The sequence below is a fragment of the Leekyejoonella antrihumi genome (assembly GCF_007845645.1).
In the GTDB taxonomy this organism is placed as follows: Bacteria; Actinomycetota; Actinomycetes; order Actinomycetales; family Dermatophilaceae; genus Leekyejoonella; species Leekyejoonella antrihumi.
The window spans coordinates 1-16,862 of sequence record NZ_VCQV01000057.1 but is presented as its reverse complement, the minus strand read 5'-3'; the positions used below and the strand labels follow the sequence as shown (position 1 = coordinate 16,862).

The following is a 16,862-nucleotide window of genomic DNA, read 5'->3' as shown; positions in this document are numbered from 1 at the left end:
ATGCTCACGCAATACCGCATAGCGCCGCTCCACCGACTCCACCGCCTGCGCCATCACTGCCATAGCACGAGCGTAGAGCCCTCAAAGCATAAAACCTAGGTTATTCTGACGCGAATCCTTAGTGTAGTTCAGCCGGGTACCGGCGCCGGACAAGAAGAACGCCGGGTTCGTCGGGCGCGGGCACAGCTGGTCGCGCCGAGTGGTGAAACCGCGCAGGTGCTCGGTGGTGGTTGAGTGCAGTGGCACCAGCCGGGACTTGCCGAGCTTGGAATCGGCCACCGTCCAACGCCCAGACGCTGCCGGTGGCGCTCGGTGAGCTCAACTGCCGCCGGGGATGAAGAGGCTGATGGTGGCGCTGATGAGTGGTCCGACGATGAAGACACTTGATGAGAGCAACTCTCGTGCGCTCTGCGGGATCTGCAAGAGCCCCGCGTACGCGGTCCGATCGCCGATTCGTGCTTGCCAACCTGCCGCGTCGGGCGCCAACGACGGCAGGCGCGCGTCCAGCTCGGCATTAGCGGCGGATGTCCAGCCAAGCCACGGTGGTACGAAGTTTACCATCAGGAATAGCGTCACGGCGCAGCCCATGATGACCACATACGCGGCTGGATACGCATCCTTATTCTTTGGCGAGAACGCTTCCCACGCCTGCCGTTGGGCGCCCGCCGCGAAGACACCGAGAGATACCAGGACGCCCACCGCGACGAGCGCGTTGACAAGCACCGAGCGCAGCTGGGACAACGCGGCTATCGCTCCTGCAGGCGATGGCATTGAGGACCGGCTGATGCTGGCCGCCGCAGCGCGTGCGGACCACATTGCTCGAAGGCAGCGGTAGGCACCCATCGTTGCGACGGCATAGGTGAATGATGTGCGCCAGATCCCCAGATACACGCCGGTATTCGAGCCGCGGGCGTACCAACCTGCAAGCCACGCACCAGCCGCCACCGCTAACGACAAGGCCACCCCGAGCGTCACAAAATCCCACTGCACGGGCCGCTCCCGTTTGGCGACCATCCGGAAAGCTGACAGTCCCACGATCCACACGCTCGGGATCGCCGCCCACAGGCCGGCCGTCGTGACAATTTCGATCTTCGCCGCCGTCGATGAAATGTAGAGCCGATCGGCGTTGCTATGACCAGCGCCAACCGTCAGGACCGCGGTGCCGGTCGCGGCCGCAAGGGCAGTGGCGACCAGCATCCAAACCGGTTCGTTCTGCCAGGACAGCGACACGTGCCAGGAGCCGGAGGCGCGCACGAACCGCATGCAGCAAGCATGGCGGGCCCGGGCAGGTACGCGTCAACCTTTTTTGAGCCAAGATTCGCTGTCCCAGCGTCAAACCTTTGCGAGGTGCGCGTGACCGTCTCAGAATCCTTCGTTATCAAGATGGGCTATGGCGCAGGCCGCAGCGACTGGGAACTCTCTTCTTGGCGACCAGTTCGAGGAGTTTACCGAGGTTTGGGGCGAGCGGTACCCGGCGCTGATCCGGTTGTGGGCCAACGCGTGGGAGGAGCTCATCCCGTTCCTTGACTACAATGTCGAGATCAGACGTATCTTGTTCTCAGCAAGACGCTATTGTCCCTGAACGCGCGGCACCGTCGGGCGGTGAAGGCTCGCGGGCACTTCCCGAACGAGCAGGCCGGGCAGGTTCAAGTGCCTGTACATGGTCACCCGTAGTCTTGACCCTACCGGGAAGGGAGAAGCACGCTGGGTCACGAGGTGGAAGCCCGCGCTGAACGTGTTCGCAACCACCTTCGAAGGCCGTTGGCCTACCGCAGAAAAGTACTGAAACCAGAAGTTCAGAAACACCGAATTTCGGACACTCCCCGTCAGCGCTGTCGGGCATTTCCTTGAACGAGAGGCGATTACGCGGCGGGATCGATCACCACGGTGTGGCCCAACCGTTCCAACTGCGCGACCAGCCGGCGGGTGTGCGCCTCATCGTCACGGCGGGCAAACCACTGCGGCCCCAGGTCCTGGTACGGCTCGTCACGCTGCAGCATGTAGTACGCACTGACCAGGATCGAGTGCGCGACCGCGACCTGAGCCCGGCGCATCCCCCGACGCCTCGTTAGCCGGGCATGCTGCGTCGACAGGTAGTTCGTGCCGTGCATCCGCCCGACCGACCCGGCCGACTCGACCAGCATCGCGGTCAGCCAGGTGTTCCCGTGCCGCTTGCCCACCGGGCGACTCTTCCCGGCCGACTCGTACATTCCCGGCGCGAGACCGGCCCACGCCGCCAGGTGCCCGGCCGTCGCGAACCGAGACATATCCGCGCCCGTCTCGGCCACGATCACCTGCGCGACGTGCTCCCCGACACCCGGGATCGTCTGTAACAGCTCCAACTGGTGCGCCCACGGCGCAAACTCGGCCCGCATCGTCTCCTCCAGCTCGGCCAGCGCCGCCTCGACCAGGTCCAGCCGGTGCAGGATCGACCGAGCCAGCTGGGCGTGGTGCTCATCGAAGTGGCCCTCCAACGCCTGCGCCAGCTCCGGGATCTTGATCCGCATCCGGCCCTTGGCCATCTCGGCCAGCACCAACGGGTCCCGCTCGCCCTCGACCATCGCCGCCAGCATCGCCCGCGCCGAGACCGTGCTCAGGCTGGACGCCACCGACGACAGCTTGATCGACGCTTCTCTGAACTAAAAATCTTGGCTTCTTCCGTTGGTGAGGGCGTTGGCCGGCGGGTTATGGGCGCGTGCGGGGCATTCCGATCGTGATGGGTTGCCGGCGGGCGGCAGTCGCGTCGAGCTGGGCGAGCTTGTTGCCGACCGCGGCGAGACTGACGTTGAGTCCGTCGACCTCACCGAGCCAGCCTTCGCGGTGGGCTTCGGTGATGCGATCGCCGAGATTGTCGCGCAGCTGCACGAGTCGAGAGCGTGCTGCGGGATCCGGTCGTAGGAGCGGGCAGCGGATGCCCCGTTAACTGAACTACTGTGCGTCGATCGTATCGCCTGGCGCTGCCGACGCTGGGGTATCGGTAACTTGTCCGCGTGGCGGAATCAGAAGCAGGACGCGATGTTTCGAAGATTGTGGTGCCCCGGGTCGGCAGCTTGATCGATACTGGTGAGGAGCGAGAGCCGTATCGTCTCTTGGACCCGGCGGGGCTCGTGGTGGGCCCGGTATCGGTGTTCCTTCGCGACTTGCAGGCGATGGGTCGATCGACGGCGACGCTGCGTTCCTACGGGATGGACTTGTTGCGGTGGCTGCGCTTCTTGTGGGCGGTCGGCATCGACTGGGATCGAGCGACGCGGGAGGAGGCCCGTGACTTCAGCTGCTGGATCGGGCTGACGGTCAAGCAGCGCTTGCAGACATCCCGTCCGAAGGAAGCTCGGCTGGCCAGTGGCGTGGCGGCTGCGCCGAACCCGGTCAGTGGAAAGCCGGGTGCCGGGGATGGGTACGCGCCGGCCAGCATCGCGCACAGCGAGACGGTGCTGCGGCGGTTCTACGACTTCCATCGTGATGCGCTCAGCGGGCCGATCGTGAACCCGTTTCCCTTGGATCTGAGCCGTCGGTCGGGTCGGGCGAACGCGCACCACAACCCGATGCAGTCGTGGCGGCCCGAACGTGTCGGGCGGTACCGGCCGACGGTGCCACGCCGATTTCCCAGGGCGATCCCCGAAGCCCGGTTCAATGAGATCTTCGCCGCGCTGTCATGCAACCGGGACCGGGCACTGGTGGCCTTCTGGGTCTCGACCGGGGCGCGAGCATCTGAGCTGCTTGGCATCCGTCGTTGTGACCTGGATCCCGGCGGGCAGCTGATCACGGTGGTGCGTAAGGGATCCCGTGCGGTACAGCAGGTTCCCGCCTCCGCGGATGCGTTCGTGTGGTTGCGGCTCTACCAGCAAGAGAAGCTCGGGCAAGGTATTGCGAGCGGACGTCGGCAGCCGGTGTGGTGGACGATCCGCCGTCCGTACCGGCCGCTGACCTACCACGCCGCGCACCGCATGTTCCAGCGCGCCAACGCCACCCTGGGTTCCGATTGGACGCTGCACGACCTGCGCCACAGCGCGGCGACGCGGATGGCGCGCGACCCGCAACTGTCGTTGACCGACGTGCAGTGGGTCCTTGGTCACGCCCATCTGAGCACGACGCAGCTGTACATCGCGCCCACCCAGGACGAGGTCGTCCAGGCCGTCCTGGCTCACCACAGCCGTCGGGGACGGCTCCCCGAGACTCCGCCTCCACCGGCGCCGGGGTATGACCCGCAGTCGCTGGCCGTGCTGTTCGGTCGGTCCTGATGGCGGTCAAGCACACGGCGCGCAGCACGCCGGTCGCGGCGACGAATGCAACCAGGGCGCAGGCGCGGGCTCGCAACAGTCAGTTGCGTGCCCGGTTCCCCGCACGGCCCGCCGAGCAGGACTGGCCGGCGACCAGCGGCACGCTGGACCAGACGGTGCAGCGGCTGACCGGGCCGCCGTTCCTGCCGAAGTCTCACACCACCCGCGTCGGGCGCCGGCGGGGCGTGACCCAGCTGCTGGGCTGGTTGTCCTCATTCCCTGGCCAGACGTGGCAGCAGCGCTGGCTGGCCAGCGGGGCCGAGGCTCATCCCGGGGCAGCCTGGGCACAGCTCCCACTGTCCTGGTTACGTGAACGCGATGAGGCTGGAACCAGCGTGCCGGAGTACCTATCCACCGGGTTGCTGATGCTGATCTGTGGTGATGTGATCCGCCCCGGGTTGGCGTGGATGCTCACCAGGACTCACCGCTACCTCGCCAGCACCATGGCTGAGACCCGCGACCCGGATGGATTCGCGCGGTTGCGAGAGCTCGCCGCTGCCGGGCCCGCGGGCGCACTTCGCGACGCGCGGATCGCCGAGACCCGCATCGCAACCCTGCTGGCGTGCAAGGGCGGCACGATCGAGCAGGTCACCGTCGGTGACTGCGTGGAGTTGGTCGACATGCAACGGCGAGTTCATGCCCGCGGGGGTCAGAAGAAGGTCGACTTCTACCTGAGGCTTCACGCGCTGGGCATCTTTCCGGCCGACGCCCCGCCCAGTATCCGCGCGTTCGGCCTTGCCGGTGGGCAGCTGAGTATCGAGGAGCTGGTAGACCGCTACCGGCTGCACTGCGTGCCGGTGCGCGCTGTGATCGTGGACTACCTGCGCGAGCGGCAGCCCTCGCTGGACTACGCCAGCCTCGACGCGATCTCGCGCACCCTTGCCGGGCTGTTCTGGTCCGAAGTCGAGGCGCTGTCACCGGGCATCGACACCCTGCGCCTTCCCCCGCAGGTCGCGGAGGCGTGGAAGGAGAAGCTGCGCACCAAGACCCACACGGTCGTTGACACCAACGGCGCACGAGTCCAGGTCACCAGTGCACGACTGAACGCCAAAGAGGAACTGTTGCGGGTGCGCGCCTTCTACCTCGATATCGCGCAATGGGCGATCGAGGAACCGGCCCGGTGGGGTCCGTGGGCCGTGCCCTGCCCGATCCGTGATGCCGAGATCGGCCGGGCCAAGGAGCGCAAGCACCGCAAGTCCCGCATGGACCAGCGCACCCGCGAACGACTCCCGTTGCTACCGACGCTGGTGCGCAGCACCAACGAGCGCCGCCTCGCAGCGGCACAGCGCCTGCGCGCAGCCGCCGACACGCCAGCCGGAAACCTGGTCCCCGGCACCAACGAGACACTGCGCCGGGCCGTGATGCTCACGGCCAAGGTCACCGGACGCATCATCTGGGCCGAGGAGGTCGACACCAAGCGACGGCGGAACCTGACCTACGAGGAAGACGAAGCATTCTGGGCGTTCGCCGCGATCGAGGTGCTGCGCCTGACCGGCATCCGTGGTGAGGAACTCCTCGAACTGACACACCACAGCATCACCGAATACCGGCTCCCGTCCACCGGGGAACTGGTGCCCTTGTTGCAGATCGCCCCATCCAAGACCGACACCGAACGCCTGCTGCTGGTCGGACCCGAACTGGCCGACGTGCTGTCCGCGATCGTCAGCCGGCTGCGCGGCCCGGACGGGGCGATCCCGCTGATCTATGCCTACGACGTGCGAGAGCGCGTGTGGAACGCACCGATGCCGCTGCTGTTCCAACGCAACATCGGCAGCGAGCACCGTGCGATCACTCCCACCGCGCTGCGCAAGCTGCTGCTCAACGCACTAGCGGTGACCGGACTGACCGACACCACCGGTCAACCGATCACGTTCTCTCCCCACGACTTCCGAAGACTCTTCGTCACCGATGCCATCATGAGTGGCCTGCCCCCGCACATCGCGCAGATCATCTGCGGGCACGCAAACATCCAAACCACGCTTGGTTACAAGGCGATCTACCCCGCCGAAGCGATCGAGGCGCACCGCGCGTTCATGGCACGACGCAGGTCGGCCAGACCCGGCGAGGAATACCGCACTCCCACCGACGAGGAATGGGACGCCTTCCTCGCCCACTTCGAGAAGCGGAAGGTATCCATCGGTACCTGCGCACGAGCCTACGCAACGCCCTGCGTCCATGAACACGCCTGCGTCAGGTGCGCACTCCTACGGGTCGACCCGGCGCAACGGCCACGCCTGGAGGAGATCCGCGACAACCTGCATGCGCGCATCACCGAAGCCGAACACAAGGGGTGGCTCGGCGAGGTCGAAGGGCTCAAGGTCAGCCTCGCCGGCACCGAGGACAAGCTCGCCCAGGTCCAGGACACGCTCACACGACAAGGCTCCACGGTCGACCTCGGGCTACCCACCTTTACCGACCTCGCCGGCCGCACCACACCACCACAGTAACGAGTCCATCGAGTGAAAACCCCTGCCGCGAGGTAAAGTTCAGATAAGCACGCGTGTTCATGGATGCACGGCGTGGCATAGGATCGTCCGCAGGTGCCGAGGGAGACCTTGCGCCGTTCGAAGTGGCCGATGAACTCATCCCATTCTTCATCGGTCGGGGTGCGGTACTCCTCACTGGGCCGTAGGGCTCGGCGGCGAGCGATGAAGGCGCGGTGCCCGTCGATCACTTCCTCGGGATAGACGGCCTTGTATCCCATCGTGACGTTGATGTCGCGGTGCCCGGCGACGAGTTGAGCGATGTGTGGCGGCATCCCGTGCATGATCGCGTCGGTGATCAGGATCCGGCGGAAGTCGTGGGGTACGAAACGCAACGGTTGCCCACTGGCATCGGTGAGTCCGGTGCCGGAAAGGGCGGCGGTGATCAGTTCACGCACAGCGGGTCCGGCGATCGGTCGGTCCTCCCCGCCGAAGCGGCGTTGGAACAATAGCGGCATCGGCGGATTCCAGATCCGTTCGTGGTAGTCGTAGGCGACCACGAGGGGGACGGCGCCGCCTGGGTCACGGACTCGGCTGATGATCGCGGACAAGACGTCGGCCAATTCGGGGCTGATCACCAGCAGCCGTTCGGTATCGGTCTTGGACGGCGCGATCTGCAGCAGCGGGATCAGTTCGCCGGTCGCGGGCAGCGTGTAGTGGATCAGGCTGTGGTGGGAGAGTTCGCCGAGTTCCTCGATGCGGACCCCGGTGTGACGAAGCACTTCAACGGCGGCCCAGGTCCAGAATGTCTGGTGTTCCTGCAGATCCAGGTCATGCCGTTTGCCGGTGCCGGGGTCCTCGGCCCAGGTCTTGGCGGCGGTGGCGTGAGTCGTGACCGAACGACGCAGCCTGCGCCCGCCGGCGGTGAACACCTCGCCCGGGGTGGCGGCGTGGGCCGCCTGCAGTTGTTCGGTGGCCTGCTGGTGCGCGCTGGTGACGGTGTCGACCAAGGCGGGCATGACCGGGAGCCGTTCGCGGGTGCGCTGATCCATCCGGGACTTGCGGTGTGAGCGCTTCTTCTTCTGCATCATCGTGTCGGTGTCCCGGATCGGGCACGGTGCCACCCATGGCCCCCATCGGGACGGGTCGTCGGCCGCCCATTGACTCAGGTCCAGATAGAAGGCCCGCACCGTCATCAGATGGTCCGCGGCGTTGATCCGCGGCGCGGACGTCGCGACGATCTTCCCGTCGACCGTGCTGCGGATCGTCTTGCAGGACAGTCGCTGCTTCCAGGCAGATGCGACGTCGGCGGGTAGGTGCAGTGAGGCGATCCCGGGGTGATGGTCTTGCAAGTCCCGCCAGAACAGTCGGCCCAGGGTGTAGGACAGCTTGTGCAGGCTCGCATAGTCCATCCCCTGCTGGCGTTCACGCAGGTAGTCCACCAGCAGGTCACGGATCGGGCTGCATTTGATGCCGTACCGGTCGATCAGCTGCTCACAACCCAGCTGTCCCTGCGTCCTGAGCCCGCGAACCGATGGCCCGGTGTCGGCGAACACGCCGGCCGCGCGCAGCAGCTGATAGAAGTACGGGCTGTTGGCAGCACTGCGCACCTGCTGGTCCTCGGCGATACGCAACAGTTCCAGGCAGTCGCCGATGCTGATATCGCTGACCGTGCCTCCCTTGGCGGCCACGATACTCGCGACTCGGCGCAACGCCAGCCCGCTCGTGTGCGCACTGACGGTGGCGCCACGGCAGATCGCCTCGAGGTTCGCGAAACCGTCCGGGTCACGAGTCCGGGCGATCTCGGTGGCCAGGTCGCGTGGGGTGCCCGGCGTCATCAACCAGCCCAGACCGGGTCGAACCACATCACCACAGATCAGCAGCGCCATGCCACGAGACAGGGTCAGCCTGCTGTGCTCGCTGTCTGGACACTTCCGGCCGGTCGTGGCCAGCCACCCCGCCGGTAGCCGCCGCCACGCGATGTTGCCCTCGCCGTCAGCGCCCGAGGTGAACCAGCGATCCTGCCAGGAGTCACCCGGCTGCGCCTCCAACCAGCCCAGCACCCGGCGCACGCCACGGACCCGGTCAGCCTGCAACCCCACCGATCCCGAGGCGAACGGGTCCCCCGACAGCCGTGACAGGATCAGCGGGGCCGGCTGCTCGGTCGCCGGCCAGCTGCCGGGCAGCACGCGGGGCGGGTACTGACGCAGTAGCGCCAGCGAACGGGCGTCATGCCTGCGCCTCGGGCCACCGGCCGAGCTCCCTGATACAACCCCTGCGACCCCGGGCCGGCTACCTGCTCGACGTCGCTCACTGAGGTGCCCGCCCGAACAAGACCTCGAGCGATTCAGGCCGGTAGCTCAGCCGATCAATTCCCTCGCCTACCGGCGCGGCAGGCCCCTTGGCACGCCGCTCATGATGAGCCAGCACCGCGGCAATCATGTCCTCGACCGGTGCCGACACGTACAGCTGCGTCGTGGACAGGTGGGCGTGACCAAGGACCCACTGCACATCGGTCAGACTCATCTGCGGGTCACGAGCCATCCGATACGCGGCCGAATGCCGAAGATCATGCAGCGACCAATTCGATCCCAGTACCGCGTTGGCCCGCACGAACATCGCCCGGGCCGCGTGATAGTTCAACGCCCGCAACGGCTTCCGCAGCGTCCACCACAATGGCCGATCCCGCCCACCCGGCACCAGCTCGCCGAGCTGTGCCTGATACAGCCGCAACCACACGAACGCATCCGGTGAGGCCGGCAGCTGTTGCAACGCCCGAGTCCCCTTACGGCTCACCGTGATCAACTGCTGGCCCGGGTCAACATCGCCGACCGTGGCACCCAACAGCTCCGAGGCGCGCGCCCCGGTCGATACCCAAAATGCCACCAGTGCCCGGTCGCGATGCGAACGAAGCTGAGCGAAGAGCTCGTCGAACTTCTCGTCCGGAATCTGACGCGGCACCCGCACGACCACCTTGGGCCGAAACCGGCCACTACGCTCGGGCTTGAACGGACTCATCGGATTGTGGTGCTCGTGCGCCCGCCGCCCACCGCGCTGACGCGACAACGGAAACGGGTTCACCATAGGACCGCTACCCGCCTCCAGATGGAACTCGTAAAAACCGCGCAACACCGTCTCGCAATGCGCTCGAGTCGTCGACGCGTACCCCGCACCCGGCCGCGGCTTGCCCGTCACCGGGTTCGGGGCTACCGCTCGCCCTCGAGCGTCAGCACCCTCCACCAAGGCCCCCACCAGCTCATCACCATGACGCCACCCAACCGGGCCGCCCGGTTTGTCCGCGAGCCCCAGCCAGCAGCAGAAGTCACGGGCCTCGACCGAGGTCGCACGGTCCCACCCGATCCCAATCGACCACACGAACCGGAACCAGCGAAGCAGATCCATCCCGTAGGAGCGCAGCGTGCTCACCGAACGGCCACACGCTTGCAGGTCCCGCAGGAATGCCGCGACCGGTACGACGAGGACACCGTCGGCATCAACAAGCCGATACGGCTCGAACACCTCTCCCGTCGCCGCGAGCGACCCACACCGGGGTACGACCAACAACGACAAATCCCGCGGCACATCCGCTGCTCCAGTCACAAGATCGAACCGTAACCACGAACGCTGCCGCCTGACGACATACCTCAACAACCCGGCCCCGTAGTTCAGTCAACAGGACGTCCTCCAGCATCAGCTCCAACCGGACGGATTCGCGGGTCCGGTCCCCCAGCAGCTGGACTCGGTACCGAGTCAGCATCCGCAACCGGCGAACAGGCGGTGGCGGCACGAACGACGGCGCCAACAGGCCGTGCTCGAGCAGCTGGGCGATCCACTCAGCATCGCGCACATCGCTCTTGCGGCCCGGGACGGCCTTCATGTGCGCCGCGTTCAGCAACCACACCTGCATGACCTCCTCCAAACAGTAGAAGGGCGCCTTCCAGTAGGTCGACGTGGACTCCATCGCCGCGATGCCCACGCCCTGCTCCAACAACCAGTCCCGCATCAGCCGCAGCGAGCCCAACGTCGTCTTGAACGTGCGCGTCTCGGCATGCCGGCCCCGCCTGGCGCCCGGGGTGCGCACGCACACCGTCAACGACGCCTTACCGATATCGAGCCCCGCGACCCGATCGAACATCACATCCACCACAACCACTACCTTCCGGATCCCGGCCGCGGACCTCGCGGCCACGCCGCCCGGAAGATCTTCTGCCTGGGACACAGACCCACGTGCTCGCAGCAACAATCCAAAGGCACCCGAAGACCTCGCGTCATACACCTCTACGGGCTCAACCGCACCAGTGTGAATCGACGTCACCGGACGACACCCCAATTCTCATCCCCCAAAGCAGCGCGACGAAGGAGCGCATGCGAATACACCTCTTGCATCCAGGTAGTTGAATGTTCAACCAGCGTCCGTGTAGGTGCCCCAACGGGCCTTTGGTGGGGGTGTGACCGGCTCGATCCACAAACTCACGGCCGGATCGGGGTACGCGTACCTGACCCGGCAGGTCGCCGCGCACGACAGTACCGGGCGCGGGCACATGGCCCTCGCGTCCTATTACACCGAACGGGGTGAGACGCCCGGCCGGTGGGTCGGGCGGGGCATGGCCGCGATCGACGGCTTGGGCGTGGGTGATGAGGTCACCGCCTCACAGATGCAGTCGCTGTTCGGCCACGGCCATCACCCGCTCGCCAAGCAGGCGGATGCGGTGGCGGCCGGACTGGACCCGAACCTGGTCCCGGCGCTGCGGCTGGGGCAGCCGTACAAGGTGTACGCCCACGACGCGACCCCGTTCCAGCAAGAAGTAGCCCGCCGGTTCGTCGCGTTCAACCAGGACGCCGGGCTGCCCTGGGACCAGGCAGTCCCGCCACCCGAGCGGGCGCGGATCCGATCCCAGGTTGCTGCACAGTTCTTCCGGGACGAGCACGGGCGGGACGCCACCGGGGCCCGGGAGCTGGCCGGGGAGATCGCGAAGAACACCCGTGCCAAGACGACCGCGGTGGCCGGGTACGACCTGACGTTCAGCCCGGTCAAGTCCGTCAGCACACTGTGGGCGGTGGCCGGCCCACCGTTGGCCGCGAGGATCGAGCTGGCTCACCACGGGGCGGTCAGCGACGCGTTGGCCTTCATCGAGGACCATGCCCTGTACACGAGGGAGGGCGGCAACGGGGTGCGGCAGGTCGACGTGCAGGGACTGGTCGCCACCGCGTTCACCCACCGGGACTCCCGGGCGGGTGACCCGGACCTGCACACCCATGTCGCCGTCGCGAACAAGGTCGCGACCCTGGCCGGGAAATGGCTCTCGATCGACGGGCGGGTCCTGTTCAAGGCCATGGTCTCCGCGTCCGAGGTCTACAACACGGCCCTGGAGCGGCGGCTGATCGACACGCTCGGGGTGCGGTTCGCCGAGCGGCCCACCGACACCCCCAACACCGGCGACCCCGGCGGAACTACGAGTCGGCCGGTGCGGGAGATCGTCGGCGTGAACCCGCAGCTGAATGCGCGGTGGTCGGCCCGCCGCGCGGCGATCAACACCCGCCGCGCGCAGCTGGCGGTCTGCTTCCAGGCTGATCATGGGCGCCCGCCGACCCCCGTCGAGGCGATCCAGCTTGCTCAGCAGGCCACCCTGGAGACTCGGGAGGCGAAGCACGAACCCCGCACCCTGGCCCAGCAACGCGCCGCGTGGGCCAGGGACGCCACCGATGAGCTCGGCTCCCCCGACGCCGTCCAGGCGATGGTGAAGGCGGCGGTGCCCGCCCGCTCTCCCGAGAACCGCCAGAACCGCCAGAACCATGCCAGGGCACCGGAACACGCACCGTCCCGGCGGTGGGTGAAGCAGACCGCGCACAGCGTGGTGACCACGGTGGAGGGACACCGTAGCCACTGGCAGACCTGGCACGTGCGAGCCGAGGCGCTGCGTCGGGTCCGGTCCGCGGGTATTCCCACGGAGCACGTCGACGCCGCCGTCGAGGCCATCGTTCGGACGGCGTTGGATCGGTTCTCGGTGCGGCTGGATCGGCCCGCCGACGGCCTGATCGAACCACCGATCCTGCGCCGCACGGACGGGGCGTCGGTGTATGAGGTGGCCGGGTCGCAGCAGTACACCAGTAAACGGGTACTGGCCGCAGAACAGCGGCTCGTGGCCGCGGCCGGCCGCGACGACGGGCACACGGTCAGCGACGCGGACGTGGCGCTGGCGGTGCTGGAGCAGGAGGCCAACGGCGTCACCCTCAACGCCGGACAGTCCTCCCTGGTCACCGCGATGTCGACCTCCGGGGCCAGGGTGCAGGTCGCGATCGCGCCGGCCGGGTCCGGCAAGACCACCGCGATGCACGCCCTGACCCGCGCCTGGACCGGTAGCGGCGGGCAGGTCCTGGGGCTGGCGCCGTCCGCGGCGGCGGCGACCGTGCTGCGAGACCGGATCCAGGTGCACACGGACACCCTGGCCAAGCTGATCAGCACCCTGAACGTGCCACCCGGTAGGCGCCCGGCCTGGGTCAACCAGATCGACGAGACCACCCTGGTCCTCATCGATGAGGCCGCGATGGCCGACACGATCAGCCTGGACCGCGCAGTCACCTACCTGCTGGGCCGCGGAGCCAGCGTCCGGCTGATCGGCGATGACCAGCAGCTCGCCGCGATCGGCGCCGGCGGCGTCCTACGCGACATCACCGCCACCCACGGGGGCCTGCACCTGTCGGAGGTGATGCGGTTCGCCGACCCCGGCGAGGGCGCCGCCTCCCTCGCCTTCCGGGCGGGCCGCACCGAAGCGCTGGGCTTCTACCTGGACCACGACCGGGTCCACGTCGGGGACCTGTCCGCGATGACCGAGCAGGTCTTCACCGCCTGGGCCACCGACCGCGCCCACGGCCTGGACTCCATCATGCTGGCACCCACCCGAGACCTGGTCGGCCAGCTGAACCAGCGCGCCCGAACCCACCGCCTCGCCAACCAATCCACGAATCACCCCGCACACCACTCGTGCCGGCCGGAGCGGGTGGTTCGCCTCGCGGACGGGCAGGACGCGTCCGCCGGTGACACGATCATTACCCGCCGCAACGACCGCCGGCTGCGAGTGACCGCCACGGACTGGGTCAAGAACGGCGACCGGTGGCGCATCCTGGACACCGACCCGCAGCGTGGGACGCTGCGGGTCAAGCACCTGCGCCACGGCCGGATCCTCACCCTGCCCCGGGCCTACGTGACCGCGTTCACCGAGCTTGGCTACGCCGCCACCATCAACACCGCCCAGGGCATCACCACCGACACCGGCCACACCCTGTTCGCCGGGACCGAGGCCAGGCAACAGGGATACACCGCCCTGACCCGCGGCAGGCTCGGCAACCACCTGTACCTGCAGGTCGTCGGCGACGGTGACCCGCACACGCTGATCCACCCGTCGCTAACTCACCCGGACACCCCGACCGACCTCCTGCAGGGAATGCTCGCCCGCGACGCCGCACCGATCTCGGCGACCACGCACCGGCGGACGCAGCAGGACCCGGCCGTCCGCCTCGGCCCGGCGACCGACCGGTACACCGACGCGCTGCACGTCGCCGCCGAAGACCTCCTCGGCGCGAACGCCGTGCGACAACTAGAGCACGCCGCCGACGAGATTGTCCCAGGCGTCACCGGCCAGCCCGCCTGGGACGCGTTACGCGCTCACCTGATCCTGATCACCGCGACCGGTGCTGACCCGACCCGGGCCCTGTCCCTCGCGGCCGCGAGTCGCGAGCTGGAGACCGCCGAGGACACCGCTGCCGTGCTTGACTGGCGCCTCAACAGCCCAGCGGAATCCGGCGCGGGTCCGCTGCCCTGGCTGCCCGCCGTCCCCGCCGCACTGGCCACCCACCCGTCCTGGGGCCCGTACCTGCGCCGACGAGCCGCCCTGGTCGCCGACCTCGCCCACCAGGTCACCACCCACGCCACCGACGGCCCGACCCCGGACTGGACGGTCGCCCACGGCGGGCACCTGGAACCCGGCGTGCTCGCCGAGGTGCAGGTCTGGCGCGCTGCCACCCAGACCCCCGACACCGACCTACGCCCCACCGGCCGGGTTCAACTCAGCAGGGCCGCCTACCAGTGGCAGCAGCACCTCCGCGACCAGCTCGCAGCGAGCATGCCCGAGGCCATGGCCGAGTGGGCTCTCCCGCTGCACCGCATCAGCCCCGACATCCTCGCCGATGACTACGCCGGCCAGCTCGCGCAATGCCTCGCGGCGATCTCCCGGGCCGGCCTGAACGCCGCGCACCTGCTGGCCCAGGCCGCCAATGCAGGCCCGCTGCCCGATGACCATGCCGCGGCCGCGCTCTGGTGGCGGATCGCCGGGCGCCTGTCTCCCGCGACCTTGCACCACACCCAGGACCACGCGCTGCTGGTCACCGCATGGATCCCCCAGCTCCCGGGCCTGCTCGGCACCGATTTGGCCCAGCAGGTCCAGGACAGCCCGCACTGGCCCGCCCTGGTCGCCACCATCGACCACGCCCTGCACCGCGGACACACCCTCCCCCAACTGTTGACGCTGCCCGCGGGTTACGAACCAGACCCGGCCAGTGTCGACCTGTGCGATGCGCTGACGTGGCGCATCAGCATCCTGCTCGACCCGCCCAGCGAACCGGACCAGCCCGACGAGACATTCGACGGCCAGCCGTTCGACGACGAGTCGCCCCACGACGTCGGTCAGCAGCCGGATGGTCTGTCCGACGCGTCCTCCCCCGGCACCCGCCCGGCGCAGTGGCCGAACACCCCAGCTATCCCTACCCTTCCACCGCCCGGCGACCCCGCGCCTGCCAGCGCCGACCAGGTGCTCGACGCGATGGCCGCGGCCGCCCGGTCCCGGCAGCTGTCCGACCCGATCGAGCCCAGCGACGCCGAAATCAATCGGGTGGTGCAGTGGGCGTACGAGGCCGACACCGCCGACGTATCACCCGAACGGATAGCCGACCTCAACGCCGCCGCCCTGCGCTTCTACGAGAACCAACTCCAGCAGCCGGGGAACTGGGCCCGGGCCTACCTGTGCGACCGGTTCGGCCAGGACCTCGCCGGACATCCCGACTACCAGCCCGGGTACGCGCCCGCCGGGTGGACTCGGCTCGTACACCATCTACGCGACGAGGGTGCCAGTGACCAGGAGTTGCTCGAGTCAGGCCTGGCCATCACGAACGACCGCGGCCACCTGAGGGACCGGTTCGTCGACCGGCAGGTGTTCCCGATCATTGCTAACGGGCAGGTGCTCGGCTTCGTCGGCCGTCGTCGTCCCGAGCTGAGCGACACGGATCGGCGCGGGCCGAAGTACCTCAACACCGCCGACACCGTGCTGTTCCACAAACGGGCACAGTTGTTCGGGATCATCCCCCGGCTGCTCAACACCGCCGCCATCCCGGTCCTGGTCGAGGGCCCGATGGACGCGATCGCCGTCACCCTCGCCAGCGACGGTACGTATGTCGGTGTTGCCCCGTTGGGTACTACGCTCAGCCATGAGCAAGCCACCCAGCTCGCCCACGCGCACCCGTCCCCCATCATCGCCACCGACGCCGACCCCGCCGGACAACACGCGGCCGAGATCGACTACTGGCTACTCGCAACCCACCAACTGGACCCACTGGTCGCCGCGTTCCCCACCGGCCAGGACCCCGCCGGGCTGCTGGCCACCCGCGGCCGCGACGCCCTCAACCACGCGCTGGCCTGCGCGATCGCCCTTGGCCAGACACTGGTCAACGAACGCCTGACCAACCTGCCACGAACGCACGCGGCACGGGCAGCCGCCGAGGTCATCGCCGCCATGCCCCCACACCGATGGGACCCGGCCATCACCCAGGTCGCCGACCGGCTCCACCTGGCCACCCGGACCATGCAACGGCAGACTCTGTTCGCGATCGGCGCGTGGAACGCGGACCCGGCCGCGGCAGCGGACGCCCGCCGCGCCGGCGAGGTACTCAAGCGGCTGAAGGACGCTGCCGCCGCGGCACCCGCCCAGCGGTGGGCCCTGCTGGCCGAACAGATCGACCAACGGCTGACCCGGCAGCCCGACTGGCCAGCCTTAGCCCGGGGATTTCATCGGGTGAGGGTCGCGGAGTGCGTGGCGTGAGCTGAAAAGTGCCCCTGACCTGGGAAGATAGTGATTGCGAAGTCCCTATCTGATCCAGTTCGAGGAGCACCTTC

The 16,862-nt window shown here is 68.0% G+C and carries 8 protein-coding genes and 2 pseudogenes; 4 read left to right on the top strand and 6 right to left on the bottom strand.

All coding sequences use genetic code 11. From position 1 onward, the window contains the following. Positions 1–318: 318 nt before the first annotated feature. Positions 319–1,230, bottom strand: a complete 912-nt coding sequence (locus tag FGL98_RS23275) for a hypothetical protein (RefSeq protein WP_146321002.1) — start codon at positions 1,228–1,230, stop codon at positions 319–321. A 208-nt stretch (positions 1,231–1,438) separates the two neighbouring features. Between FGL98_RS23275 and FGL98_RS26560 the strand changes: the two are divergent. Further along, positions 1,439–1,786, top strand: a pseudogene (locus FGL98_RS26560) (transposase); the annotation flags it as partial. 76 nt (positions 1,787–1,862) lie between these two features. Here the strand turns inward: FGL98_RS26560 and FGL98_RS23265 are convergent. Further along, positions 1,863–2,609 carry a transposase gene (locus tag FGL98_RS23265; RefSeq protein ID WP_146321000.1) on the bottom strand — a complete coding sequence of 249 codons (747 nt, stop codon included), beginning with the start codon at positions 2,607–2,609 and terminating at the stop codon, positions 1,863–1,865. 76 nt (positions 2,610–2,685) lie between these two features. Then, on the bottom strand, positions 2,686–2,865 hold the full coding sequence (locus FGL98_RS23260; RefSeq protein ID WP_222432368.1) for a hypothetical protein: 180 nt from the start codon (positions 2,863–2,865) through the stop codon (positions 2,686–2,688). A gap of 125 nt (positions 2,866–2,990) precedes the next feature. Between FGL98_RS23260 and FGL98_RS23255 the strand changes: the two genes are divergently transcribed. Further along, positions 2,991–4,238 (top strand): tyrosine-type recombinase/integrase, encoded by a 1,248-nt coding sequence (locus FGL98_RS23255; RefSeq protein ID WP_146320997.1) that lies wholly within the window; start codon positions 2,991–2,993, stop codon positions 4,236–4,238. Further along, the gene (locus tag FGL98_RS23250; RefSeq protein ID WP_146320995.1) at positions 4,238–6,724 is read left to right on the top strand and encodes a tyrosine-type recombinase/integrase; all 2,487 of its coding nucleotides are present in this window, start codon (positions 4,238–4,240) and stop codon (positions 6,722–6,724) included. Before FGL98_RS23255 ends, FGL98_RS23250 begins: the two co-directional genes overlap by 1 nt. A 245-nt stretch (positions 6,725–6,969) precedes the next feature. Here FGL98_RS23250 and FGL98_RS26555 read toward each other — a convergent pair. The 3 genes and pseudogenes from FGL98_RS26555 to FGL98_RS23235 all read right to left on the bottom strand — a co-directional run. Further along, positions 6,970–7,719 (bottom strand): annotated as a pseudogene (locus FGL98_RS26555) (tyrosine-type recombinase/integrase); the annotation flags it as partial. A 1,291-nt stretch (positions 7,720–9,010) separates the two neighbouring features. Continuing rightward, positions 9,011–10,219, bottom strand: coding sequence for a tyrosine-type recombinase/integrase (locus FGL98_RS23240; protein ID WP_222432366.1), 1,209 nt, complete (start codon positions 10,217–10,219; stop codon positions 9,011–9,013). Beyond that, positions 10,194–10,835 (bottom strand): IS110 family transposase, encoded by a 642-nt coding sequence (locus tag FGL98_RS23235; RefSeq protein ID WP_222432365.1) that lies wholly within the window; start codon positions 10,833–10,835, stop codon positions 10,194–10,196. The genes FGL98_RS23240 and FGL98_RS23235 overlap by 26 nt, the downstream gene beginning before the upstream one ends. Before the next feature lie 313 nt (positions 10,836–11,148). Here FGL98_RS23235 and mobF point away from each other — a divergent pair, with 313 nt between their 5' ends. Further along, positions 11,149–16,788 (top strand): MobF family relaxase, encoded by a 5,640-nt coding sequence (mobF, locus tag FGL98_RS23230; RefSeq protein ID WP_186526348.1) that lies wholly within the window; start codon positions 11,149–11,151, stop codon positions 16,786–16,788. The last annotated feature ends 74 nt before the right edge of the window (positions 16,789–16,862 follow it).